Source organism: Caballeronia arvi (assembly GCF_001544695.2).
In the GTDB taxonomy this organism is placed as follows: Bacteria; Pseudomonadota; Gammaproteobacteria; order Burkholderiales; family Burkholderiaceae; genus Caballeronia; species Caballeronia arvi.
This window is the reverse complement of sequence record NZ_FCOM02000024.1, coordinates 32,515-54,500: the sequence shown is the minus strand read 5'-3', so window position 1 is coordinate 54,500 and position 21,986 is coordinate 32,515. Positions and strand designations below refer to the sequence as shown.

The 21,986-nt window shown below is 62.8% G+C and carries 22 protein-coding genes; 12 read left to right on the top strand and 10 right to left on the bottom strand.

What is annotated here, in order from left to right:
* Nucleotides 1–27: 27 nt before the first annotated feature.
* The 3 genes from AWB74_RS24010 to acs form a co-directional block, all read right to left on the bottom strand.
* Entirely contained in the window at nt 28–2,052 is a 2,025-nt protein-coding gene (locus AWB74_RS24010; protein ID WP_061149208.1) for a sodium:solute symporter family protein, read from the bottom strand.
* On the bottom strand, nt 2,049–2,375 hold the full coding sequence (locus AWB74_RS24005; protein ID WP_061149207.1) for a DUF4212 domain-containing protein: 327 nt from the start codon (nt 2,373–2,375) through the stop codon (nt 2,049–2,051). The genes AWB74_RS24010 and AWB74_RS24005 overlap by 4 nt, the downstream gene beginning before the upstream one ends.
* A gap of 76 nt (nt 2,376–2,451) precedes the next feature.
* Nucleotides 2,452–4,434: an acetate--CoA ligase gene (gene acs / locus AWB74_RS24000; protein WP_061149206.1), complete on the bottom strand. Its 1,983-nt coding sequence runs from the start codon at nt 4,432–4,434 to the stop codon at nt 2,452–2,454.
* A gap of 584 nt (nt 4,435–5,018) precedes the next feature.
* On the opposite strand from acs, the gene AWB74_RS23995 reads away from it, so the two are divergent.
* The 8 genes from AWB74_RS23995 (at nt 5,019) to AWB74_RS23960 (ending at nt 11,453) form a co-directional block, all read left to right on the top strand.
* Nucleotides 5,019–5,609 (top strand): TIGR00645 family protein, encoded by a 591-nt coding sequence (locus AWB74_RS23995; RefSeq protein ID WP_087039169.1) that lies wholly within the window; start codon nt 5,019–5,021, stop codon nt 5,607–5,609.
* A 51-nt stretch (nt 5,610–5,660) separates the two neighbouring features.
* Nucleotides 5,661–7,184 (top strand): fumarate hydratase, encoded by a 1,524-nt coding sequence (locus AWB74_RS23990; RefSeq protein ID WP_061149204.1) that lies wholly within the window; start codon nt 5,661–5,663, stop codon nt 7,182–7,184.
* Nucleotides 7,185–7,385: 201 nt separating this feature from the next.
* The gene (gene bfr, locus AWB74_RS23985; protein ID WP_014190999.1) at nt 7,386–7,862 is read left to right on the top strand and encodes a bacterioferritin; all 477 of its coding nucleotides are present in this window, start codon (nt 7,386–7,388) and stop codon (nt 7,860–7,862) included.
* A 13-nt stretch (nt 7,863–7,875) separates the two neighbouring features.
* The gene (gene murI, locus AWB74_RS23980; protein WP_061149203.1) at nt 7,876–8,745 is read left to right on the top strand and encodes a glutamate racemase; all 870 of its coding nucleotides are present in this window, start codon (nt 7,876–7,878) and stop codon (nt 8,743–8,745) included.
* A 175-nt stretch (nt 8,746–8,920) separates the two neighbouring features.
* On the top strand, nt 8,921–9,157 hold the full coding sequence (locus AWB74_RS23975; RefSeq protein WP_061149202.1) for a (2Fe-2S)-binding protein: 237 nt from the start codon (nt 8,921–8,923) through the stop codon (nt 9,155–9,157).
* A 334-nt stretch (nt 9,158–9,491) separates the two neighbouring features.
* On the top strand, nt 9,492–10,223 hold the full coding sequence (locus AWB74_RS23970; protein WP_061149201.1) for an energy transducer TonB: 732 nt from the start codon (nt 9,492–9,494) through the stop codon (nt 10,221–10,223).
* A gap of 29 nt (nt 10,224–10,252) precedes the next feature.
* Nucleotides 10,253–11,011: a MotA/TolQ/ExbB proton channel family protein gene (locus AWB74_RS23965; RefSeq protein ID WP_061149200.1), complete on the top strand. Its 759-nt coding sequence runs from the start codon at nt 10,253–10,255 to the stop codon at nt 11,009–11,011.
* A 19-nt stretch (nt 11,012–11,030) separates the two neighbouring features.
* On the top strand, nt 11,031–11,453 hold the full coding sequence (locus tag AWB74_RS23960; protein WP_061149199.1) for an ExbD/TolR family protein: 423 nt from the start codon (nt 11,031–11,033) through the stop codon (nt 11,451–11,453).
* 348 nt (nt 11,454–11,801) lie between these two features.
* On the opposite strand, the gene AWB74_RS23955 is transcribed toward AWB74_RS23960, so the two are convergent.
* The gene (locus AWB74_RS23955; protein ID WP_061149198.1) at nt 11,802–12,764 is read right to left on the bottom strand and encodes a LysR family transcriptional regulator; all 963 of its coding nucleotides are present in this window, start codon (nt 12,762–12,764) and stop codon (nt 11,802–11,804) included.
* Nucleotides 12,765–12,926: 162 nt separating this feature from the next.
* Here AWB74_RS23955 and AWB74_RS23950 point away from each other — a divergent pair, with 162 nt between their 5' ends.
* The 4 genes from AWB74_RS23950 (at nt 12,927) to hemP (ending at nt 15,244) form a co-directional block, all read left to right on the top strand.
* Nucleotides 12,927–13,799, top strand: a complete 873-nt coding sequence (locus tag AWB74_RS23950; protein WP_061149197.1) for a pirin family protein — start codon at nt 12,927–12,929, stop codon at nt 13,797–13,799.
* Nucleotides 13,800–13,918: 119 nt separating this feature from the next.
* Nucleotides 13,919–14,317, top strand: coding sequence for an OsmC family protein (locus AWB74_RS23945; RefSeq protein WP_061149196.1), 399 nt, complete (start codon nt 13,919–13,921; stop codon nt 14,315–14,317).
* A gap of 39 nt (nt 14,318–14,356) precedes the next feature.
* The gene (locus AWB74_RS23940) at nt 14,357–14,845 is read left to right on the top strand and encodes an SRPBCC family protein (RefSeq protein WP_061149195.1); all 489 of its coding nucleotides are present in this window, start codon (nt 14,357–14,359) and stop codon (nt 14,843–14,845) included.
* 150 nt (nt 14,846–14,995) lie between these two features.
* On the top strand, nt 14,996–15,244 hold the full coding sequence (hemP, locus tag AWB74_RS23935; protein WP_061149194.1) for a hemin uptake protein HemP: 249 nt from the start codon (nt 14,996–14,998) through the stop codon (nt 15,242–15,244).
* Between the two features lie 275 nt (nt 15,245–15,519).
* On the opposite strand, the gene AWB74_RS23930 is transcribed toward hemP, so the two are convergent.
* From AWB74_RS23930 to uvrB, 6 genes are all read right to left on the bottom strand, one after another.
* Nucleotides 15,520–15,933 carry a GlcG/HbpS family heme-binding protein gene (locus AWB74_RS23930; RefSeq protein ID WP_061149193.1) on the bottom strand — a complete coding sequence of 138 codons (414 nt, stop codon included), beginning with the start codon at nt 15,931–15,933 and terminating at the stop codon, nt 15,520–15,522.
* A gap of 38 nt (nt 15,934–15,971) precedes the next feature.
* The gene (locus AWB74_RS23925) at nt 15,972–17,375 is read right to left on the bottom strand and encodes a 4Fe-4S binding protein (RefSeq protein ID WP_200822022.1); all 1,404 of its coding nucleotides are present in this window, start codon (nt 17,373–17,375) and stop codon (nt 15,972–15,974) included.
* Entirely contained in the window at nt 17,372–18,223 is an 852-nt protein-coding gene (locus AWB74_RS23920; RefSeq protein ID WP_061149191.1) for an FTR1 family iron permease, read from the bottom strand. The genes AWB74_RS23925 and AWB74_RS23920 overlap by 4 nt, the downstream gene beginning before the upstream one ends.
* A 75-nt stretch (nt 18,224–18,298) precedes the next feature.
* Nucleotides 18,299–18,637: a cupredoxin domain-containing protein gene (locus AWB74_RS23915; protein WP_061149190.1), complete on the bottom strand. Its 339-nt coding sequence runs from the start codon at nt 18,635–18,637 to the stop codon at nt 18,299–18,301.
* A 70-nt stretch (nt 18,638–18,707) separates the two neighbouring features.
* Nucleotides 18,708–19,253, bottom strand: a complete 546-nt coding sequence (locus tag AWB74_RS23910) for an iron transporter (protein ID WP_407642464.1) — start codon at nt 19,251–19,253, stop codon at nt 18,708–18,710.
* A 312-nt stretch (nt 19,254–19,565) separates the two neighbouring features.
* Nucleotides 19,566–21,662 carry an excinuclease ABC subunit UvrB gene (uvrB, locus tag AWB74_RS23905; protein WP_061149189.1) on the bottom strand — a complete coding sequence of 699 codons (2,097 nt, stop codon included), beginning with the start codon at nt 21,660–21,662 and terminating at the stop codon, nt 19,566–19,568.
* Nucleotides 21,663–21,986: the final 324 nt, after the last annotated feature.

Sequence of the window (21,986 nt, the reverse complement as noted above, 5' to 3'; positions counted from 1 at the left end):
ACCAACTTCCCGCGTCCGCGCCAGCCCCTATGGATGACGAATGTAATCGACGAGTGCGCGCGTGTAGGCATCCGGTTTCCGGTCGAAAAGGCTCACCGCAATCGCCACCGCGAAGCCAGCAGGCACGCCGAAGACGCCGGAGCTGATCGGCTCGATGCCGAACCAGCGCGGCCCCGCGAAGCCCGTCAGTTGCACGAAGAACGGATACGTCGACACGATGTAATACACGCACACGACGAGCCCCGCGATCATGCCAGCCACGACGCCGCGCTGCGTCGTGCGCTTCCAGAACACGCCGAGCACGAGCGCTGGAAAGAGACTCGACGCCGCGAGCGAGAACGCCGCGCCGACGAGAAAAAGAATATTGCCCGCATTGAGCGACGCCACGTACGACGCCAGCAACGCCACGCCGAGCAGCAGAATCTTGGAGATGGTCACGCGCCGCTGGCTCGTCGCACGGCGATCGACCATGCAGTAATAGACATCGTGTGACAGCGCATTGGCGATCGTCAGCAGGAGCCCGTCCGCCGTCGACAGCGCCGCGGCCAAGGCGCCCGCCGCGATCAAGCCCGAGATGACATACGGCAGCCCGGCGATCTCCGGCGCCGCGAGCACGACCATGTCCGGCTGCATCTGGATGCCGGCCCATCGCACGATGCCGTCGCCGTTCACATCGCTGATGCGGATCAGATACGGTTCGACCCGACGCCACTGCGTCACCCATTGCGGCAGATCGGCGAAGCGATGCCCGACGAGCCCCGTCAATATCTCGTGCTTGATGAGCACCGCGAGCACTGGCACCGTCAGATAGAAGAGCGCGACGAAAAAGAGCGTCCAGCCGACCGAGCGCCGTGCCGACGACACCGAGGTCGTCGTGTTGTAGCGGGTGAGTATGTGCGGCAGGCTCGCCGTGCCCAGCGACAGACACAACAGCAGCGCAAGAAAATTGACCTGATGCACGCGTGGACTCTCGTCGCCCGCCGAACCTGGCGCAAAGGCGTCGGTCATTGGCACGGGGGGCGCCACGCGCTCGATCAGCGCGTCGCGTTCGCGCGACCACTTCACTTGTGCGTCGGCGGGATCGCGCGGGAAGGCCGCCAGATCCCGCTCGCGCTCGTTGATCTCGCGCAGCGGCCCGTTGTGCCGCCGCAGTTCGGCGATCTCGGCGACGAGGCGCGCACGCTCGGCGTGAAACGACTGCGGCAGCGCATCGATGCGCGTCTGGATCTGCGCGGCCTGCCGCTGGTAATCGGCGCGCACGCGCGCTTCGTCGGGCGATGCGGCCATTGCCCGTTCCAGTGTTTCGACACGCTCCAACACACGCCCGTAGTTGAATTGCGGAAACCAGCCGAGGCCTTCGCGATGCGCGATCATCGAGACGGGAATCAGCATCGCGCTGATCAGGATGATGTACTGCGCGACCTGCGTCCACGTCACCGCGCGCATGCCGCCGAGAAACGAGCACACCAGAATGCCCGCGAGTCCGCAGAAGATGCCGATCGAAAACTCGATGCCGATGAAGCGCGACGCGATCAACCCGATGCCCTGGATTTGCGCGACGAGATAGACGAACGAGCACAGAATCGCCGCGATGGCCGCGAGCGCGCGCACGAGGTTGCTGGAAAAGCGCGTGCCGAGGAAATCGGGAATCGTATAGCGCGCGAGCTTGCGCACGTAAGGCGCGAGCAGGAACGCGACGAGACAGTAACCGCCCGTCCAGCCCATCACGTAGGCGAGGCCGTCGTAACCGCTCGCGTAGATCGAACCGGCCAGACCGATGAACGACGCAGCCGAAAGCCAGTCGGCCGCGGTCGCCATGCCGTTGAACGCAGACGGCACGCGTCGACCGGCCACGTAGTATTCGACGAGATCCGACGTGCGCGACAACAGGCCGATCACCGCGTACACCGCGATCGGCACGAACAGGAACACATAGCCGATCCACGTGCCCGGCCCCGTCGTGCGCTCGATGCGCTCCATCAGAAAGATGAAGAGCAGAAAGCCGACGGTATAGAGCGTGTAGGAAAGGATCAGCCGGTTGGTGAGCTTCATGCCGCGTCGCCTCGTTCCGATCGGGCGGCGCGCAACAGTCGCGCATCGGCGATCTGCATCAGCACGATATAGACGAGGATCAGCGCGACATACACGAGAATCGCGCCCTGCGCGCCGAAGTAAAACGGCAGCGTAAAGCCCGCCACGCGCACGTGCTCGAAACGTTGTGCGAAGAGCGGCAGGCCGAACGAGACGATGAAGCCAATCGTCATCAGCACGGCGATCAGCGCGACGTTGAAACGCCAGTAGCGTCGATGCGCGCGCGCCATCGCCACGGATACGGGCGGCGGCGAGGCAGGCGTCGGGCTGGAGGAATCGGACATGCGGCTTTTTATCAAAAGCGCATGTCATCGGCAATACGGATCGACCGCTGCTCAACTGGCAGCGGCCGATCCACGATCAGCGCGCTTCGCCGAGCTGATCGAGAATCGCGGGATTTTCAAGCGTGGAGACGTCCTGCGTGATCTCCTCGCCCTTCGCGAGCGAGCGCAAAAGACGTCGCATGATCTTGCCCGAACGCGTCTTCGGCAGGTTCTCGCCGAAGCGAATGTCCTTCGGCTTCGCGATCGGACCGATCTCCTTGCCGACCCAGTTGCGCAGTTCAGTCGCGATCTGCTTCGCTTCATCGCCTTCCGGACGCGAGCGCTTCAGCACGACGAACGCGACGACGGCTTCACCGGTCGTATCGTCCGGGCGGCCGACGACCGCAGCCTCGGCGACCATCGGATTCGCCACCAGCGCCGACTCGATTTCCATCGTGCCCAGACGGTGGCCCGAGACGTTCAGCACGTCGTCGATGCGGCCCATGATCGTGAAGTAGCCGGACTCCTTGTCGCGCACGGCGCCGTCGCCGGCGAGATAGAGCTTGCCGCCGAGTTCTTCCGGGAAGTAGCTCGTCTGATAGCGCTTCGGGTCGCCCCACACATTGCGGAGCATCGACGGCCACGGACGCTTGACGACCAGAATGCCCCCCTGCCCGTTCGGCACGTCCTGACCGGTTTCATCGACGACCGCGGCCATGATGCCCGGCAGCGGCAGCGTGCACGAACCCGGCACGAGCGGCGTCGCGCCCGGCAGCGGCGTGATCATGTGGCCGCCCGTTTCCGTTTGCCACCAAGTATCGACGATCGGGCACTGGCCGCGGCCGACGTTCTCGTGGTACCACATCCACGCTTCAGGATTGATCGGCTCGCCGACCGTGCCGAGGATGCGCAGCGTCGACAGGTCGTAGCTCTTCGGATGCACTTTCGCATCCGCTTCCGAGACCTTGATGAGCGAGCGGATCGCCGTCGGTGCGGTGTAGAAAATTGTGACCTTGTGGCGGTCGATCATCTCCCAGAAGCGGCCGGCGTGCGGATACGTCGGCACGCCTTCGAACATCACCTGCGTCGCGCCGATCGCGAGCGGACCATACGCGATATAGCTATGCCCCGTGATCCAGCCGATGTCTGCCGTGCACCAGAAGATGTCGCCGGGCTTCATGTCGAAGGTCCACTTCATCGTCTGCGCGGCCCACAGCAGCGTGCCCGCCGTGCTGTGCTGCACGCCCTTCGGCTTGCCCGTCGAACCCGACGTATAGAGGATGAAAAGCGGATGCTCCGCGCCGACCCATTCCGGCTCGCACTGCGCCGATTCGTTCTCGACGATCTCGTGCAGCCACGCGTCGCGGCCTTCGGTCCATGCGACCTTGCCGCCCGTGCGCTGGTAGACGATGACGTCCTTCACCTTCTCGCAGCCGCCCGCCGCGAGCGCTTCATCAGCGATGCTCTTCAAAGGCAGCGCCTTGCCGCCACGCATTTGTTCGTCGGCGGTGATGAGAGCGACCGCGCCGACATCGACGAGACGTTCGTTGAGCGACTTCGACGAGAAGCCGCCGAACACCACCGAATGCGTCGCGCCGATGCGTACGCACGCCTGCATCGCGACGACGCCTTCCACCGACATCGGCAGATAGATCACGACGCGGTCGCCCTTCTTCACGCCGCGCTTCTTGAGCGCATTGGCGAGACGGCTGACGCGTTCGAGCAGGTCCTGATAGGTGACGTTGGTGACGGTGCCGTCGTCGGCTTCGAAGATGATTGCGTTGTCGGCTCCGCGGCCCGCTTCGACATGGCGGTCGAGACAGTTGTACGACGCATTCAGCTCGCCGTCTTCGAACCACGTGTAGAACGGCGCCTTCGATTCGTCGAGCACCTTGGTGAACGGCTTGTGCCACGAAAGCGTGTCGCGCGCGAGGCCCGCCCAGAAACCTTCGTAATCGCGCTCGGCTTGCTCGGCGAGCGCCTTGTAGGCGTCCATGCCGGAGATTGCCGCACCCGCCGATGCCTTGGCTGACGGCGGGAACACGCGTTTTTCATGCAGAACCGATTCGATCGCAGACATCGACAACCCCTTTGATGGTGTTTCCAGAATCCGGCGGCGCGCGCGTCGCTGAATGGGCCGCGTGCGCCGCATGTTATGAGGTTCGAAAGCGGACAACGCGCAGCGTTCCCCTTCCGGACCGTGTCTCCATAATGATGACCGCGCCCGTGCGACGCGGAAGATGTCACAGCACATTCGCCTGCTGCGCCCATCCTGCAATGATTTGAAGATAAGCCCGTCAACTTACCCGCTTCTTACGTGCCGGAGCCGATCGGCACGGGGTATACGCGAAGTCGGCGCGGCTCCCGCAATGCGGCCCCACAATCGTAACTGAACTCCCCGCGCGTTATCCAGAGATGCTTTCTTACTCATCGCGATGATGTCGCACGTCGGCAGTAACGTTCCTGGACGTACGCGCCTGACTCGACATGCCATCGGCGCTTTCCGAAAGCTTTCGGCAAGCACGCGCGGTGACGCGCTACAATAGCGGGCTTCCCGATACCGCGAATGCGTTTCTCTCCGCATTCGCCGGCGCATCGCACGTTTTGGTTCGTCATATTCGCCCGTCATCATCTCCGGTCCGACCATCGACTGAAAAGCCGCCCATGTCCGCTCCCAAGCATGCTTCCGCCTCGCCCTCGCCGTCCGGCCCGATGAAAGCGCTGCCGAAAATCATCTTCATGAGCCGCTGGCTGCAGGTGCCGCTTTACCTGGGCCTGATCGTCGCGCAAGCCGTGTACGTCGTGCTGTTCCTGAAGGAAGTGTGGCATCTCGTCACGCACGCGATGACGCTCGACGAGACCAACATCATGCTCGTCGTGCTCGGCCTGATCGACGTGGTCATGATCTCGAACCTGCTCATCATGGTGATCGTCGGCGGGTATGAGACTTTCGTGTCGCGGCTCGGCGTGGAAGGCCATCCCGACGAACCCGAATGGCTCGATCACGTCAACGCGGGCGTGCTGAAAGTGAAGCTCTCGATGGCGCTCATCAGCATTTCGTCGATCCATCTGCTGAAAACGTTCATCAACCCGGATCAGCACACTTTCCATACCGTGTTGTGGCAGGTCATCATCCACGTCGCGTTCCTCGTCTCGGCGCTCATCATGGCGTACGTGGACCGGTTGACCACGCACACGCATCCGCGCCATTTCCACGACGAATCTTTTTCGCCGCCCCGAAACGCAATCGAGTGAAGCGTCGCCCAGAACGCCTACACATAATTTCGTCCCCCCTGAGCTTACGCCATGACCGTCATCAAGCAGGAAGACCTGATTCAGAGCATCGCCGATTCGCTGCAGTACATCAGCTGCTACCATCCGCTCGACTATATCCAGGCGCTCGGCCGCGCCTACGAGCTGGAAGAGAGCCCCGCCGCGAAAGACGCGATCGCACAAATCCTGACCAATAGCCGCATGTGCGCCGAAGGCAAGCGTCCGATCTGCCAGGACACGGGCATCGTCACGGTGTTCGTGAAGGTCGGCATGGACGTTCGATGGGACGGCGCGACGATGTCCGTCACCGACATGATCAACGAAGGCGTGCGCCGCGGTTACCTGAACCCGGACAACGTGCTGCGCGCGTCGATCGTCTCGCCGCCCGAAGGCGGCCGCAAGAACACGAAGGACAACACGCCGGCCGTGATCCACTATGAGATCGTGCCGGGCGACAAGGTCGACGTGCAGGTCGCGGCCAAGGGCGGCGGCTCGGAGAACAAGTCGAAGTTCGCGATGCTGAACCCGTCGGATTCCATCGTCGACTGGATTCTCAAGACCGTCCCGACGATGGGCGCCGGCTGGTGCCCGCCGGGCATGCTCGGCATCGGCATCGGCGGCACGGCCGAAAAGGCGATGGTCATGGCGAAGGAATCGCTGATGGACCCGATCGACATTCAGGACATCATCGCGCGCGGCCCGCAGGACTGGATCGAAGAACTGCGCGTGGAACTGCACGAGAAGGTGAACGCGCTCGGCATCGGCGCGCAGGGTCTCGGCGGTCTCGCAACCGTGCTCGACGTGAAGATCATGGCCGCGCCGACGCACGCGGCATCTAAGCCCATCGCGATCATCCCGAACTGCGCTGCCACGCGCCACGCGCACTTCACGCTCGACGGCACGGGCGCAGCCAAGCTCGACGCCCCGCCGCTCGACGCATGGCCGAAGGTCACGTGGCAGCCGAACACGGAGACGAGCAAGCGCATCGACCTGAACACGCTGACGCCGGAAGAAGTCGCGTCGTGGAAGCCGGGCCAGACGCTGCTGCTGTCGGGCAAGATGCTCACGGGCCGCGACGCGGCGCACAAGCGCATCGCCGACATGCTCGCCAAGGGCGAAAAGCTGCCCGTCGATTTCACGAACCGCGTGATCTACTACGTCGGACCGGTCGATCCGGTGCGCGACGAAGCCGTCGGTCCGGCAGGCCCGACGACGGCCACGCGCATGGACAAGTTCACGGAAATGATGCTCGCGCAGACCGGCCTCATTTCGATGATCGGCAAGGCCGAGCGCGGACCGGTCGCGATCGAGGCGATCAAGAAGCACAACGCGGCCTATCTGATGGCGGTCGGCGGCGCGGCGTATCTCGTATCGAAGGCAATCCGCGAAGCGAAGGTGCTCGCGTTCGAAGACCTCGGCATGGAAGCGATCTACGAATTCGACGTGCAGGACATGCCGGTAACGGTTGCCGTCGATTCGACCGGAACATCGGTCCACAAGACCGGTCCCGCCGAATGGCAGGCGAAAATCGGAAAGATCCCCGTCGCAACGGCTTGAAGCGTGATCAATAGCGGTTTATAACGCTAAAGATGAAAGAGCCGGGCAAACTGCCCGGCTCTTTTCTTTGCAAAGACGTTATTCGAGAAGGATTTTCATTCTCAGTTTTGTCTGGAACAAAGAATTTCTTCTCAACCTTGGCATTGTCACGCTCTAGGTTTATCTTTCCCTCAGTGCCCCACGTTACAACAAGGAACAATCATGCAAGGCGACGCAAAGGTCATCGAATTTCTGAACGCTCAGTTGAAAAACGAGCTGACCGCGATCAATCAGTACTTCCTGCACGCCCGGATGTATCAGCACTGGGGCCTCGAAAAGCTGAACAAGCATGAGTACGACGAATCGATCGGCGAGATGAAGCACGCCGACTGGCTGATTCAGCGCGTGTTCATGCTCGACGGCCTGCCGAACCTGCAGGATCTGCACAAGCTCCTGATCGGCGAAGAGACGAAGGAGATTCTCGAGTGCGACCTGAAGCTCGAGCAGATTTCGCAGTCGACCTGCAAGGAAGCCATCGCGTACTGCGAGTCCGTGCGCGACTTCGTCTCGCGCGAGATCTTCGAAAAGATCCTGCACGACACCGAAGAACACATCGACTGGCTGGAGACGCAACTGGATCTGATCGACAAGGTCGGCATCCAGAACTACCAGCAGACCATGATGGGCGATCACGAATAATTCCGTGTCGCGTATGTCCGGACACGCCGAGTTTCGCGTCGATGCGCCCGTGAGCACTGCGCCGGTCGGAATCTTCGATTCCGGCCTGGGCGGCCTGTCGGTGCTGCGCGCGGTGCGCGCGACGTTGCCGCGCGAGCGGCTGATCTATGTCGCCGATTCCCTTCACGCACCTTATGGCGAGCGTGACGACGATTTCATCGTCGACCGCACGATGGCGATCGGCGAATGGCTCGTCGGACAAGGGGCGAAGGCGCTCGTCGTCGCGTGCAATACGGCGACCGCGCAATCGATCGCGCTCGTGCGCGAACGGCTGCCGATTCCGCTCGTCGGCGTCGAGCCTGGCGTGAAACCGGCGGCGGCGCTGTCAACGTCGCGCGTGGTCGGCGTGCTGGCGACCGCCGTGACGCTGCGTTCTGCGCGCTTCCAGTCGCTGCTCGACCGTTACGCGGGCGACTGCCGTTTCATCTGTCAGGCTGGCCACGGGCTGGTTCAGGCGGTCGAGCGCTGCGACACCTCGTCGCCCGCACTGATGGCGTTGCTCGAAAGCTATATTGCGCCGATGCTCGACGCCAACGCCGACACGCTCGTGCTCGGCTGCACGCACTACCCTTTCCTCGATCGCGCGATTCGCGAGATCGCCGGCGAGCGGCTTCAGATCGTCGATACCAGCGTCGCAATCGCGCGGCAGCTCGATCGTCTGCTCGACGCTCATGCGCTAAGGAATGTCACCGCGCCGCCGGACTCCCTGCCGCGCTTTTGCTCCACCGCCGACGGCGAATCGCAGCGCCAGCTTGCGGCCTCCCTCCTTCAGCTCGACGCTGCCGTCGAGCACGTCGACATCCCTTCGCGCCGCACGCGCCTCACTGAACCCGACATCGTCTGAGGGTTTCTTTCGCGAAGGCGCGCGCACGCCGCGCGCTTTCGCCCGCCAGACAAGGCTCCTAGCAATAAACCCGCTAACTTGCGTGCTCTGTTACAAAAAACACCGAGCCCCGCTTGCAAACACGGCAATCTAGAATGATAATAATTCGCATTAACGCTAGCTATCGCGAACGATCATGATTGTCTGTGTCTGCAAATCAGTGTCCGACCGCAAGATCCGAGCCGCCATCGCCGATGGAATGGATTCCTTCGACGAACTGCAATTCGAGCTCGGCGTGGCGCTGTGCTGCGGCAAGTGCGAGGCAACCGTGCGCGATGTGATGATGGAAAGCGGCGTCTGCGCGTCGCGCTGTGGAATCGAGCAACGCGAAATGGTCGCGCCGCTCACGTTCTACGAACGCAAGGCCGCCTGAAGCATCCCGCACGGCGCGGCCAACACCGCGTCCGCGCCTCAACCGACGTCGCCCGCTGCTTCCGCCCGCGTCGTTTGGTCGTTTTGATTGCCTCCAGCAAGCCAGGTTACCTTCGAATCTCCGGTCACTTCTAGCCAGCCGCGCAACCCCTTACCCCTGGAGGGAAAGATGGAATTGCTGATCGGTTTCGTGACCACCCTGTTTATTTCCCTGCTTATTTTCCGAAAATGACGTCTGGTTTCTTCCGCACCGCGCTTGTGCCGTCATTCGACTTCGAGATGGAAAGCAGCGTTTTCAGCCAGCACCCACGCAGCACCGCACGCAACCAATAACAATGCAGTCCCCGACCACTTCTCCCGCCGCGTTCCGGACGGCACAGGCATCCAACGGCAATCCGCGTGTGATCGCGGCGTGCGCCGCTGTCGTCGCGATCCACGTTGCGCTTCTGGGCGCCGCGCTGACGATGCGCAACGAGCCGCTGCCGCGCCCGATCGAAGCAAAGTCGATCACCGCGCAGTTGATCAGCGAAACGCCGCAGCCCGCGCCGCAGCCGGTTGCTGTGGAAACGCCGCCGCCGCCCAAGCCGGTTCCGCAGCCCGTTCCGAAGCCGCAGCCCAAGCCGAAGGTCAAACCGAAAATCGAGCCGAAGCCCACGCCGATGCCGGTGACGGAAGCGCCATCGCAGATTGCCGCGCCCGCGCCCGAACCTACGCCGCCCGCTCCGCCGCAACCCGCGCCGCCGCCCGCCGCGCCGGCCATCGGCAAGCCGAGCATGGATCTCGCCGCGCCGAAGAACGTCGCCCATCTGAGTTGTAACATCGCGCAGCCAGACTATCCGGCGATGGCGAAACGCCGTGGCGAAACCGGCACGGCGGTCATCCGTCTGACGGTGGGTCTGTCCGGCAAGATCGAGAACGCCACGTTGCAAAAGAGCAGCGGCTCGTCGCGCCTCGACGACGCGGCGCTCGACGCCGTGCGCGGCAGCGCGTGCAGTCCCTATAAGGAAAATGGCGAAGCGATTCGCGCGACCGCCACGGTGCCGTTTGTTTTCAGTCTGAACGACTGAGCGGTTTTTTTAGATACAAGGAAAGAGAAATGGAAAACTACGGGATTGCGCACGTCTGGGCGCAAGGCGACTTCGTGACGCGGGGCATCGCGCTCGCGCTCGTCATCATGTCGGTGCTTTCGTGGACGGTGATCGTCGTGAAGGCGTGGAACGTCGTGCGCCTGAAGCGCCTGACCAAGAACGCCGAGCAGGCGTTCTGGCACTCCGACGACTTCAATGACGGCATCAAGAAGCTCGGCAGCCAGTCGTCGAGCCCGGCGGACAACCCGTTTCTCGCGCTCGCGCTCGCCGGCCAGGAAGCGGCCGAGCATCACACGCAGACGCAGCCGCATCTGCACGACCGCATGGACGTGTCGGACTGGATCACGCGCTGCCTCAAGGATGTGATGGACGAAGGCGTCGGCCGCATGCAGTCGGGCCTCGCGGTGCTCGCGTCGATCGGTTCCACTTCGCCGTTCGTCGGTCTCTTCGGCACGGTGTGGGGGATCTATCACGCGCTCCTGACCATCGGCGCGACCGGCCAGACCTCGATCGATCAGGTTGCCGGTCCCGTGGGCGAATCGCTCATCATGACCGCGTTCGGCCTCTTCGTCGCGATTCCGGCGGTGCTCGGCTACAACGCGCTCACCCGCGCGAACAAGGGCATCGTCACGAAGCTGAACCGCTTCGCGCACGGCCTGCACGCCTTCTTCGTCACCGGCGCCAAGCTCAATTCGGCTACGCGCCCCGCGAAGAACGGCAACGCCGACAGCCTGCGGATCGCGACGCGCGCGTCCGCGTCGTCGTAAGCGAGAGGAGGTTCGCATCATGGCCATGAGCCCTTTCGCCAGCGATGAAGACGACGGCATGATGAGCGAAATCAACATGACGCCGCTCGTCGACGTCATGCTGGTTCTGCTGATCATCTTCCTCGTCACGATTCCCGCCATGCATCACGCGGTGAAGATCGACCTGCCGCACGCGAGCAGCCAGCCGCAGGACGAAAAGCCCGCGCACGTGAACATCGCGATCAAGGCCGACGGCACGACGCTGTGGGACGATCAGCCGATCGACGAAGCGACGCTCAATGCGCGAATCGCGCAGGCGGCGCAGCAGAATCCGCAGCCGGAAATCCATTTGCGCGCGGATCGTCAGGTGGCGTATGAAAAAGTCGCCGATCTGATGTCGGCGGCGCAGTCGGGCGGACTGACGAAGATCGGTTTCGTCACCGAACCGAAGAACGGCAAGTAACGCCCAGGCGACATCGGTAAGCGCCCTCTTTCGGGCGCTCAAAGTAAAAGGCCTTCATCGTCAGATGAAGGCCTTTTTTCGTGCGCGCTCGGCGCATTCGGGCGAGGCGGTCACTTTGGGTTCGTATAGCCAGAACCAGAAGTCCCGTCACATGCGGCAGCCGTGGTCGACACGGACAGCGCAATCAACCCTATCAGGCTAACTATCAGAGCAGCCGTGAGTTTTCGCATAGGAGCTCCTTAGCGAAAGAGCCTTCAATATACCGCCGCGACTTATGTCGTTCAATTGAATCTGACCATCGCAAGTGCGCGCTTCAATGTCATAAACCAATGAGCGCCGCAAACGCGGTCAAACTGTTTCTCGTTCCGGCTTTTCGTGAACAGGACATTCTCCGGGAAAGCGCTGGCCGCTGCCGATCGACTCGACGAGAAAATCCACGAACGCGCGCACTGCAGGGACCATGCCCTGCCGCGACAGAAAGACCGCGTAGAGTTGCGGCGATGGAAACGTCCAGCCCGGCATCACCGGCGATAGCTGGCCCGAGCGCAACGGCGCGCCGTACATCATCTCCGGCAGCGCCGCGATGCCGACGCCGCGCATCACCGCTTCGCGGATCATAGAAAGATCCGCGGTGACCAGCCGCGGCTCATGCTCGAACTCGTGGCGCGTGCCATCCGGCGCGATCAGCCGATAGACATGGCGCCCGTCTGCCGAGGGCGTATCGAGCGTATCGTATTGGGCGAGCTCGGCGGGCGTCATCGGCGGCGCGTTCGACTTGAGCAGCGACGGCGCCGCGACGAGCATCTGCTCGGTACGCCACAGCGGCCGCGCGACGACGTTCGAGCTCGCGGGCGGCTCCGAGCGCACGCGCAGCGCGACATCGATCGCATCTTCGAACAGATCGACGACGCGGTTCGTCACGCGCAGCACGATGCGCACTTCCGGATAGCGATGCATGAAATCCGGCATCACGGCGGAAAGAAACGTCTGCGCGATAGTGACCGGCACGCTCACGCGCACCGTGCCGCGCGGCGAATCGCGCAGGCTCTGCACGACGTTGACGGCCGCCTGGGCCTCGGCGAGCATCGCCTGGCAATGCTGGTAGAAGAGTTGCCCCGCCTCGGTGAGCGCGAGCTTGCGCGTGGAGCGCTGCAAAAGACGCACGCCCAGCGACGCCTCCAGTTCCGACACGCGCCGCGACAGCCGCGACTTCGAGATGCCGAGCACGCGCTCCGCGGCCGAAAACCCGCCGTGCTCGACGACGTGCGAGAAGTACATCAGATCGTTCAGGTCATGCGAGTCGGCTTTCATCTATTACTCGATGTCGCTCTGAAGCGTGAAGCGGTTCGTTATCGCCAGCGGGACAATCCATTGCGCCGCGGCCTCTTTTAACGCGAAATGCGGCCCATATAATAGCTCTGTGTTTCAAATTCAGCGCTATTCCCTTATTTTCCGATTCCGAAGCGAGGCCCCATGTCCACCAGCCGCAGCATCGAACGCATCATCCCGGCGACCCGCACCGTCGAAGGCGGCGGATTTGTCGTGCATCGCCCGTTTCCGACCCGTCTTCTGATGGATTTCGATCCGTTCCTGCTGCTCGATGAAATGGGCCCCGCCGACTACGCGCCCGGTGAGGCGAAGGGCGCACCCGATCATCCGCATCGCGGTTTCGAGACCGTCACGTACATGCTCGAAGGCGAGTTCGGCCACAAGGATTCGGCGGGTCACTCGGGCACGCTGCGCCCCGGCGACGTGCAATGGATGACCGCCGGCGCGGGCGTCGTGCACAGCGAAATGCCAGCGGAAGAATTCACGCGGCGTGGTGGCCGCGTGCACGGCCTGCAACTGTGGGTGAACTTGCCGCAGCGCGACAAGATGATCGCGCCGCATTATCAGGAGATTCCGTCGGCGCAGATTCCCGTCGCGACGAGCGAGGACGGCAAGGTCAGCGTGAAGGTCATCGCCGGCGAGGCGCTCGGCGTGAAAGCCGCGATCGAAACGCGCACGCCGATCCTGTATCAGCACTTTTCGCTGAAACCGGGCGCGAAGGTCGAACTGAGCGTGCCGCGCGACTATCGTGTGTTCGCGTATCCGCTGTCCGGCACTGCGCTCTACGGCCCGCAGAGCCAGCCCGTGCGCGCGCAGCAAATGGTCATCTTCCGCGACGACAGCGATACGATCGCGCTCGCCGCCGGCGACGAACCGGTGGAGTTGCTGCTGATCGGCGGCGTGCCGCTGAAAGAGCCGGTCGTGCGCTATGGCCCGTTCGTGATGAACACCGAAGACGAGATCCGTCAGGCGGTCGTGGATTATCAGGAGGGCCGCATGGGCGCGATCACGCACTGAGCGCTAGCCGGCGAAACGGTGCGGCATGAACGGACGCATTACGTCACAATGACCGTTCTAGCCGCGCCGTTTTCGTCATCTTTGTCATTCTTGCAATTCAACCCGAACAGGAGCAACGCATGGCCGGACCTTCCGTGAGCGCAAGCATCGGCAACACCGACTTTCAAGTCCGTCTCGGCGACGGCACGCATTCGTGGATCGCCGACGAACCGGCCGGCATCGGCGGCGGCGACACGGGCCCGGAACCGGCGTCGCTCCTGCTTGCCAGCCTCGGTGCATGCACGTCGATCACGCTGAAGATGTACGCGAAGCGCAAGGAATGGCCGCTGGAAGCGGTGCACGTCGAGTTGTCGATGACGAGCACCGCGGACGGCACGAACATCGATCGCCGTATCGCGCTCACGGGCGCGCTGTCGGGCGAACAGCGGGAACGGCTATTGCAAATCGCCAATGCGTGCCCGATGCACAAGGTCCTGTCCGGCGCGATTCGCATCGAGTCCGGGCTCACGCCGCAGTAATGCATCGCGGGCACCACGAACGTCCAAGGAACTGTCGTCTTGAATTTCGAACATCTGATCCAGATCAACGATCCGCTCAACCCGCTCGTCGAAGCGCTTACGCGCGAGCAGCTGTGGGAAGGACTCGTCCTGCGCGCCGAGCAGCCGCAACTGTTTGTGCTGGGGCTGGATAGCTGCGACATCCTTTCGCGCGATGGCGACACGATGGAGCGTGAACTGCACTATGGCCAGGCCACCGTGCGCGATCGCGTGACGCTCACGCCGAGTTCGAGCGTGCGCTACGACATCCTGCCGACGGCGGAGTATGTAGGCGGCTCACTCACGATGGCGATCGAGCAGCCCGACGCGCTTCAGCTCTTTCTGCGCTTCACCTACCGCACGACGCTGCCCGAGAACGAGAACCCGAGCGCCGACGAGCGTCAGACGCAGGAGATCGTGAAGTCGGCCTATCGCGAATCGGATATCGACACCGTGCGGCTCATTCGCCAGTTTGCGCACGGCCGGACCGCCGGCAAGCCGCTGCACTGACCCGTTGTATCGGATGCGGCCGCGAATGCTTCACCGGCCGCATCGAGTATGGCTATCGAAAGCTGCGTGTCCATCGGAAAGTCTATTTGCAAATAGGAATAGTTATCATTTACTATAGACCCATCGAATCAACGAACGCACACTTCCGACATGACCGACACGCTGCGATCCTCCACGCTCAGGCTGCGCCGCCCGGCTGTCCGCGACGCCGCGATCACCCGACCGAAAGCGACCACCGTTACGACGGTGCATGTCGCGCATGCGGCGGACAGCAATGGCGAGCGGTCGCTGAAAAGCGACGCGCTGCTGCAGGGACGCAGCCACGTGAGCATCGTGCATAACGGGGAGACCTATCAGTTGCGCGCAACGCGTCTGGGCAAGCTCATCCTGACGAAGTAACGCGCAAGCAAGAACAGCAGTCAGTACCGTGTATTGTGGGGACCACCTCGCCAAGAGGTGTTTGGCCTTAGCCAGCGAGGACGACTTGCACGCGAGAATTTAGACCCCTTCGTGCAAACACCAGCCAGTCGTCGATAGCAAGCGAAGCCGCTTTTTTTGGTTCCTGCCCGGGTTGTATGATGCGCGCCGATGAGCGCCGCATCCGAAAACAGAATGGCACGCCTTCGTTACGAAGACGTGCCATTTTTGTTGCGCGAATACTTCAGCCGTTCCAGTCAGACGTTCTCGACGCCCAGCGCCGCGATGCCCGCTTTCGCGATCTGCGCATCCTGATCCGACTTCACGCCCGACACGCCCACCGCGCCGACGATATCCGCGCCGACGAAAATCGGAACGCCACCTTCGAGCATCGCTGTCATCGGCGCCGACAGAAACGCCGTGCGGCCCTGCTTGATCGTGTCTTCGTAGACCTTGGTCTCGCGGCGGCCGAGCACGGCGGTGCGCGCCTTGCCCGTCGCCATTTCCGCGGTGCTCGCGCCCGCGCCATCCAGACGATGCAGATGCAGCAGATGCCCGCCATCGTCGACGATCGCAATCGTCACGTTCCAGTTGTGTTCTCGGGCGTGCGCCTCGGCGGCGGCGGCCATGGCCTTGACGTCTTCATCGGTCAGTACGGGTTTGGTTCTCACTTCTCGCTCTCGTTGCCGTTGAACACGGCGTGGACGGTTTATCGGCTGAAGCCCCAGAACATCAGGTACCAGGCGCTGTCCGCGACGGCCAGCGCAAGGACAAACCATACCATCGCGAGAAGGCGCGAACCAAGCGCCGATGCATGGCGCCCCGTCACGCGCCACGCCAGCCACGCGCTCCACAGATTCGCGGCGGCGAGCAATCCGAGGCGCAGACCCGGCACCCACCACAACGGCAGATGCTCCGCGCGCAACAGCGACACGGTCGTCGCCGACAGGCCGAGAAACACGCCTACGCCGGCAAGCGGAATCAGCGCGAGGGTCAGGTGATGCAGGCGCGTCGAATCGAACTTGCCGAGCATGCGCGTGCCCGCTGCGAGCAGCGCGAGCAGCGCCGTGCCATACACGAGGCCAGTGACGACGATGTAGGCAATGACCATCGTGCCGTCGAGCCACGAGAAAACGTCGTTCTGTTCCGGGTAATGCGTGAACAGGAACCACGGCGCGTTGGTATCGAGCGGCCAGAGAATGTCGTGATCGATGAGCCACGCCGCGAAGACCTGCTTCAGGTCGACGAACCACGTGCTCACGGTCCAGTGGAACGCGCCGATCGCGATGCCCAGCAAGCCGTACAGAATGAGCGCGGTGTCCCACGGATTCGCGGCCTTGTCGCCGAGCTTCACGACTTCTTCCGACGGCGAGCGCCACGTGAGCGCGATCGCGTCGCGATGGCCGCTGCATCGGCCGCACATGTGACAGTCTTGCGCGCCCTTCATGTTGCGCAAGGGCACGAGCGGCGCACAGTTGATCGGAATCACGCGATGACCGTGCTCGCCCTTCGTGTACGAGCGGCGCCACGCGTCTTCGTCGACCTTGTAGTGGAAAGGAGCTAGGCGCGCGAGCAGCGAAAACACGCCGTTGACCGGACACAGATACTTGCACCACACGCGTTTCTCGCGGCCATACAGCACGCCGATGATCATCGCGCCGACCGTCGAGCCACCGAGCACCAGCAGCACGGCTTTCGGATACTGATAGACGCTGACCATCTGGCCGTAGATCGTCGTGAGCCCGAACGCGACGAACGGCCAGCCGCCCCAGCGCATCCAGCGCGGAATCGCCCAGCCGCGGCCGAACTTGCTCGCGAACTCGGAGAGCGCGCCCTCGGGACACAGCACGCCACACCAGACGCGGCCTAGCATGACCATCGACAGCAGCACGAACGGCCACCAGATGCCCCAGAACACGAACTGCGCGGCGAGCGTGAGGTTGCTCCAGAGATGCGCGGCGCCATCGGGCAGCGGCATCACGGCCGGAACGACGATCAGAAACGCATAAACGGCAACGACGACCCACTGAATCATGCGGATCGTGCTGCCGTGACGCTGCATCCATTGGCCGGCTTGTTGCAGCCGGCCGGGTCTAGGCATTACGGAACTCATGCTGGACGGCTTGCCGCCTTTTGTTTTTGCGCCATCTGGTTTTTCGAATGGCGCATGAGGAGATAGATGACGATCCAGTACACCGCATACGCGACGAGATTCATGCCTGCCGGATGCGCGCGATAGCCCGTGAGTGTAGCGACGAGCGAGCCGAAGGTGCTCGAATCATCGAGAATCGCGGACGTGTTCCACACCTGATTGACGATGACCGGCAGCACTTCCATGTCGATGAGCTTGTCGACGCCCGTCTCGAAGAGACCTGCCGCGAGGAACAGCAGCATGATTTCGGTCACGCGGAAAAACGAGCGCCACGAGAAGATCTTGCCGCCGAGCTGCAAGAGGTAGAACGTGAGCAACGCGAGGCCGAAGCCGAGAAGGATCGCGACATACTGCGACGCGTCGACGTGACCCGACTGGCCGAAGCCCACGCCATACAGGAACACGGCGGTTTCGCTGCCTTCACGCGCGATCGCGAGCGCGACCAGCAGCGCGATGCCCCACCAGTGCCCGTCCTGCGTGCTCTTTTGCAGCGACGTTTCCATGTCGCGCTTCAGCGTGCGGCCGTGACGCTTCATCCACAGCACCATCTGCACGATCAGCACGCACGCGATCAGCACCATCGCGGTCTGGAAGTAATCCTGCGCATTGCCCGACAGCACTTCGGTGAAACCGATGAGCGCCGCGCCCAGCGCGACCGCCGCGATCAGCCCCGCCGCGACGCCGAACCACAGATAAGGCAGGCCGCGGCGCGCCTGATGATCGCCGTTCTTCAGCCACGCGTAGAGAATGCCGACGACGAGCAACGCCTCGACGCTCTCCCGCCACACGATGAAAAGTACCTGCCCCATTCCAGACCTCCAGCAATTCCACTTCAACCGGCCGCGCGCATGTGCGCATGTGCTTCGTTGCGTGCGGCGCGTCCGTTACTTGGCGACGATCACGCCTTGCGCGCTCTGATGAAAGTCGTCGAAGAACTTGTATTCACCCGGGTCCAGCGGCGCGATCACGACGAACGAATCGGCGCCCGGCGCGAGCACCTTCTCCTTGCGCAGCTGCACGCTTTCGAACTCGGCGGCGCCCTTGCCGATGTTGTGCACCTCGATCTTGATGCGCTGCCCCGCCGGCACTTCGATGCGCGCCGGGTTGAGCTTGCCGTCGTTCATTTCGAGCTTGAACGTCGGCAGGTCGGCGGCTTGCGCGAGTCCCGCGACCGATGCGAGCGCAGCCACCGCGAGAGCGGCCATCTGGTTTTTCAGTTTCATGCGTACTTCCTAAGAATGAGCGCATCCGGCTGCGCAATAGCCGGATGCTCACGGGCGCTTACCAACTAACTTAGTAGCCGCCCTTCTTGCCAATGCCCGCGAACGGGAAGTCGTACTCGATCGTAAACGGCTTGAACCACGGGCCGACGCCGGTTTCCTTGTCGACGTGACGGCCGAACGCCATGTGGCCTTCCTGCGACGGCGGCGAAATGTGCAGCTTCAGGTGATACTTGCCCGGGCCGAACAGCTTCACGTTGTCGCCGTAGTGCGGGCCGTCGCTCGCGACCATCGCCATCAGGTCGCCCTTCACGGTTTGCGTCGTGCCGACCTTCGTGAGCTCATACGTCACGTTCAGATACGGCATCCAGTCGCCTTCCGCGAAACCGGTCGGGTTGTTCTTGACCGCGTGAATGTCCGCTTCCAGGTGGATATCCGAATCCGACGCCTTGCGCATCATGCCTTCCGGCGCCATCGTGATCGGCTGGAGATAGACGGCGCCGGTTTCCATGCCGCCCTCGATATGCTGCTTGCCGATCGGATATTCGGCGGCCGAGGCTGCCATCATCGCCGTGAGACCTGCTGCGGCGACGAGACCGCGCATCAACGTTGAACCCATCAGAAACTCCTTGTTGTTATCGATTGGCGCGCGCCACGCGAGCCTTGCCACTAAACCATTGGAATGCGCCCGGACCGTCGGTTTTCAGAGCGGCAATAGCACAACTCTGTGAACGTTAATACGAACCATTCTCAATGTTCGTCAGTTTAGCATTGTTCGACACCCGGAACAATTTGAGCGTGCTTACAAACCTAGACGCAGTAAGGCTTTTCGCGGGATCGCGGGACGCGCGAAACAACGAAAAAAAAAGCGCGGCAAATCTTTCGACCGCCGCGCCTTTGGATTAAGCCCTTTAAATCACTTACATAACGCTTACTTCCCGCCGATTCCGCTCACGTGATCGCCCACGTTCGCCCCGAAAACGCGTTGCCGCAGCAGCGCCAATTGGTCGCGGGTCTGGGCGGCCTTTTCGAACTCGAGATTCTTGGCGTGATCCATCATCTGCTTCTCGAGGCGCTTGATTTCCTTCGCCAGTTGCTTCTCGGACATGTCCTCGAACTTCGCGCGCGTCTGCGCTTCCTTCAGCTCGGCGCGGGCTTCGTCGGCGTTGTAGACGCCATCGATGATGTCCTTGATGCGCTTCTCGACGCCGCGCGGCGTGATGCCCATCTTCTCGTTGTGCGCGATCTGCTTTGCGCGGCGCCGCTCGGTTTCGTCGATGGCGCGCTTCATCGAGTCGGTCATGTTGTCGGCGTACAGAATGGCCTTGCCGTTCACGTTGCGCGCCGCCCGGCCGATGGTCTGGATCAGCGAGCGCTCGGCGCGCAGGAAGCCTTCCTTGTCGGCGTCGAGAATCGCGACCAGCGACACTTCGGGAATATCGAGACCTTCGCGCAGCAGGTTGATGCCGACGAGCACATCGAACGTGCCGAGCCGCAGGTCGCGGATGATCTCGACGCGCTCGACCGTATCGATGTCGCTGTGCAGATAGCGCACCTTCACGCCGTGGTCGGCGAGAAACTCGGTGAGCTGCTCGGCCATGCGCTTGGTCAGCACCGTGACGAGCACGCGCTCGTGGACCGCGACGCGCGCGTTGATCTCGGAGAGCACATCGTCCACTTGCGAGCGCGCGGGACGCACTTCGATTTCCGGATCGACGAGGCCGGTCGGACGCACGAGCTGCTCGGCCACCTGCCCCGTTTTCGCTTTCTCGTAGTCGGCGGGCGTCGCAGAAACGAAGATCGCCTGGCGCATCTTGCGCTCGAACTCGTTGAACTTGAGCGGGCGATTGTCGAGCGCGGACGGCATCCGAAAACCGTAGTCGACGAGATTTTCCTTGCGCGCGCGGTCGCCGTTGTACATGCCGTTCAACTGGCCGATCAGCACGTGCGATTCGTCGAGCAACATCAGCGCGTCGGGCGGCAGATAGTCGACGAGCGTCGGCGGCGGTTCGCCTGGCGCCGCGCCCGAAAAATGCCGCGAATAGTTCTCGATGCCCTTGCAGAAGCCGAGCTCCTGCAACATTTCCAGATCGAAGCGCGTGCGCTGCTCGAGCCGCTGCGCCTCGACGAGCTTGCCGCCGCCATGAAAGAACTCGAGCCGCTCGCGCAGTTCCAGCTTGATGGTTTCGATGGCGCGCATGACGGTATCGCGCGGCGTCACGTAATGCGACGACGGATACACGGTGAAGCGCGGAATCTTGTTGCGCACGCGGCCGGTGAGCGGATCGAAGAGCATCATCGATTCGACTTCGTCGTCGAAAAGCTCGATGCGCACCGCCATTTCCGCGTGCTCCGCCGGGAAAATATCGATGGTGTCGCCGCGCACGCGGAACGAGCCGCGCTGGAAGTCGGCTTCGTTGCGCGTGTACTGCATCGCGATCAGCCGCGCGATGACGTCACGCTGGCCGAGCTTGTCGCCCGTGCGCAGCGTGAGGATCATCCGGTGATATTCGGACGGGTTGCCGATACCGTAGATCGCGGAAACCGTCGCGACGATCACTACGTCGCGCCGCTCGAGCAGGCTCTTCGTGGCCGAAAGCCGCATCTGCTCGATGTGCTCGTTGATCGACGAATCCTTCTCGATGAAGAGATCGCGCTGCGGGACATACGCTTCCGGCTGGTAATAGTCGTAGTACGAGACGAAGTACTCGACGGCATTGCGCGGAAAGAACTCGCGGAACTCGGCGTAGAGCTGCGCGGCGAGCGTCTTGTTCGGCGCAAAGACGATCGCCGGACGGCCCATGCGCGCGATCACGTTGGCCATCGTGAAGGTCTTGCCGGAGCCGGTCACACCGAGCAGCGTCTGGAACGACAGACCGTCCTCGATGCCTTCGACGAGCGTCGAGATGGCGCCGGGCTGATCGCCCGCGGGCGGATACGGCTGATAAAGCTGGAACGGCGAACCTTCGAACGTGACGAACTTCGATTCGTCCAGTTCTTCGGGAGATTCGATGAGGGTATCGGACATGTGAACCTGAAGACCTGAGTCTGCGCCGGGCAAACACCTATTCTAGCGGCTGGCGGAAAACACGCGCGGCCCGGTCGATGGAGAGCGAATCGAACACATTGGGACCGCGCTCTCGTTCTCAAGCGTGCGTCTTGCGGCCCTTTTTGCGTCTTCGAGCGGCATCGGTCGAAATGACGCGCGCGTGAAAAACACGCATCCGCCGGGCCCTCACGGCAAAAAGGCCGTGCGGATTCGCTACAATGTGCGACTGGGCTCGACGGCGGGCATGGCCGCCGCACGCCGATGCGACGCGCATCGACACCGCCGAAGACGCCACCCGGGCAT

What these genes read in the sequence shown, in the direction of transcription:
- AWB74_RS24005 (WP_061149207.1), bottom strand. Translation starts at nt 2,375, where the DNA reads ATGTCCGATTCCTCCAGCCCGACGCCTGCCTCGCCGCCGCCCGTATCC.
- AWB74_RS23995 (WP_087039169.1), top strand. Translation starts at nt 5,019, where the DNA reads ATGTCCGCTCCCAAGCATGCTTCCGCCTCGCCCTCGCCGTCCGGCCCG.
- uvrB (WP_061149189.1), bottom strand. Translation starts at nt 21,662, where the DNA reads ATGTCCGATACCCTCATCGAATCTCCCGAAGAACTGGACGAATCGAAG.
- acs (WP_061149206.1), bottom strand. Translation starts at nt 4,434, where the DNA reads ATGTCTGCGATCGAATCGGTTCTGCATGAAAAACGCGTGTTCCCGCCG.
- AWB74_RS23990 (WP_061149204.1), top strand. Translation starts at nt 5,661, where the DNA reads ATGACCGTCATCAAGCAGGAAGACCTGATTCAGAGCATCGCCGATTCG.
- AWB74_RS23965 (WP_061149200.1), top strand. Translation starts at nt 10,253, where the DNA reads ATGGAAAACTACGGGATTGCGCACGTCTGGGCGCAAGGCGACTTCGTG.
- murI (WP_061149203.1), top strand. Translation starts at nt 7,876, where the DNA reads ATGTCCGGACACGCCGAGTTTCGCGTCGATGCGCCCGTGAGCACTGCG.
- AWB74_RS23925 (WP_200822022.1), bottom strand. Translation starts at nt 17,375, where the DNA reads ATGAGTTCCGTAATGCCTAGACCCGGCCGGCTGCAACAAGCCGGCCAA.
- AWB74_RS24010 (WP_061149208.1), bottom strand. Translation starts at nt 2,052, where the DNA reads ATGAAGCTCACCAACCGGCTGATCCTTTCCTACACGCTCTATACCGTC.
- AWB74_RS23915 (WP_061149190.1), bottom strand. Translation starts at nt 18,637, where the DNA reads ATGAAACTGAAAAACCAGATGGCCGCTCTCGCGGTGGCTGCGCTCGCA.
- AWB74_RS23950 (WP_061149197.1), top strand. Translation starts at nt 12,927, where the DNA reads ATGTCCACCAGCCGCAGCATCGAACGCATCATCCCGGCGACCCGCACC.
- hemP (WP_061149194.1), top strand. Translation starts at nt 14,996, where the DNA reads ATGACCGACACGCTGCGATCCTCCACGCTCAGGCTGCGCCGCCCGGCT.
- AWB74_RS23955 (WP_061149198.1), bottom strand. Translation starts at nt 12,764, where the DNA reads ATGAAAGCCGACTCGCATGACCTGAACGATCTGATGTACTTCTCGCAC.
- AWB74_RS23945 (WP_061149196.1), top strand. Translation starts at nt 13,919, where the DNA reads ATGGCCGGACCTTCCGTGAGCGCAAGCATCGGCAACACCGACTTTCAA.
- AWB74_RS23960 (WP_061149199.1), top strand. Translation starts at nt 11,031, where the DNA reads ATGGCCATGAGCCCTTTCGCCAGCGATGAAGACGACGGCATGATGAGC.
- bfr (WP_014190999.1), top strand. Translation starts at nt 7,386, where the DNA reads ATGCAAGGCGACGCAAAGGTCATCGAATTTCTGAACGCTCAGTTGAAA.
- AWB74_RS23920 (WP_061149191.1), bottom strand. Translation starts at nt 18,223, where the DNA reads ATGGGGCAGGTACTTTTCATCGTGTGGCGGGAGAGCGTCGAGGCGTTG.
- AWB74_RS23910 (WP_407642464.1), bottom strand. Translation starts at nt 19,253, where the DNA reads ATGGGTTCAACGTTGATGCGCGGTCTCGTCGCCGCAGCAGGTCTCACG.
- AWB74_RS23970 (WP_061149201.1), top strand. Translation starts at nt 9,492, where the DNA reads ATGCAGTCCCCGACCACTTCTCCCGCCGCGTTCCGGACGGCACAGGCA.
- AWB74_RS23975 (WP_061149202.1), top strand. Translation starts at nt 8,921, where the DNA reads ATGATTGTCTGTGTCTGCAAATCAGTGTCCGACCGCAAGATCCGAGCC.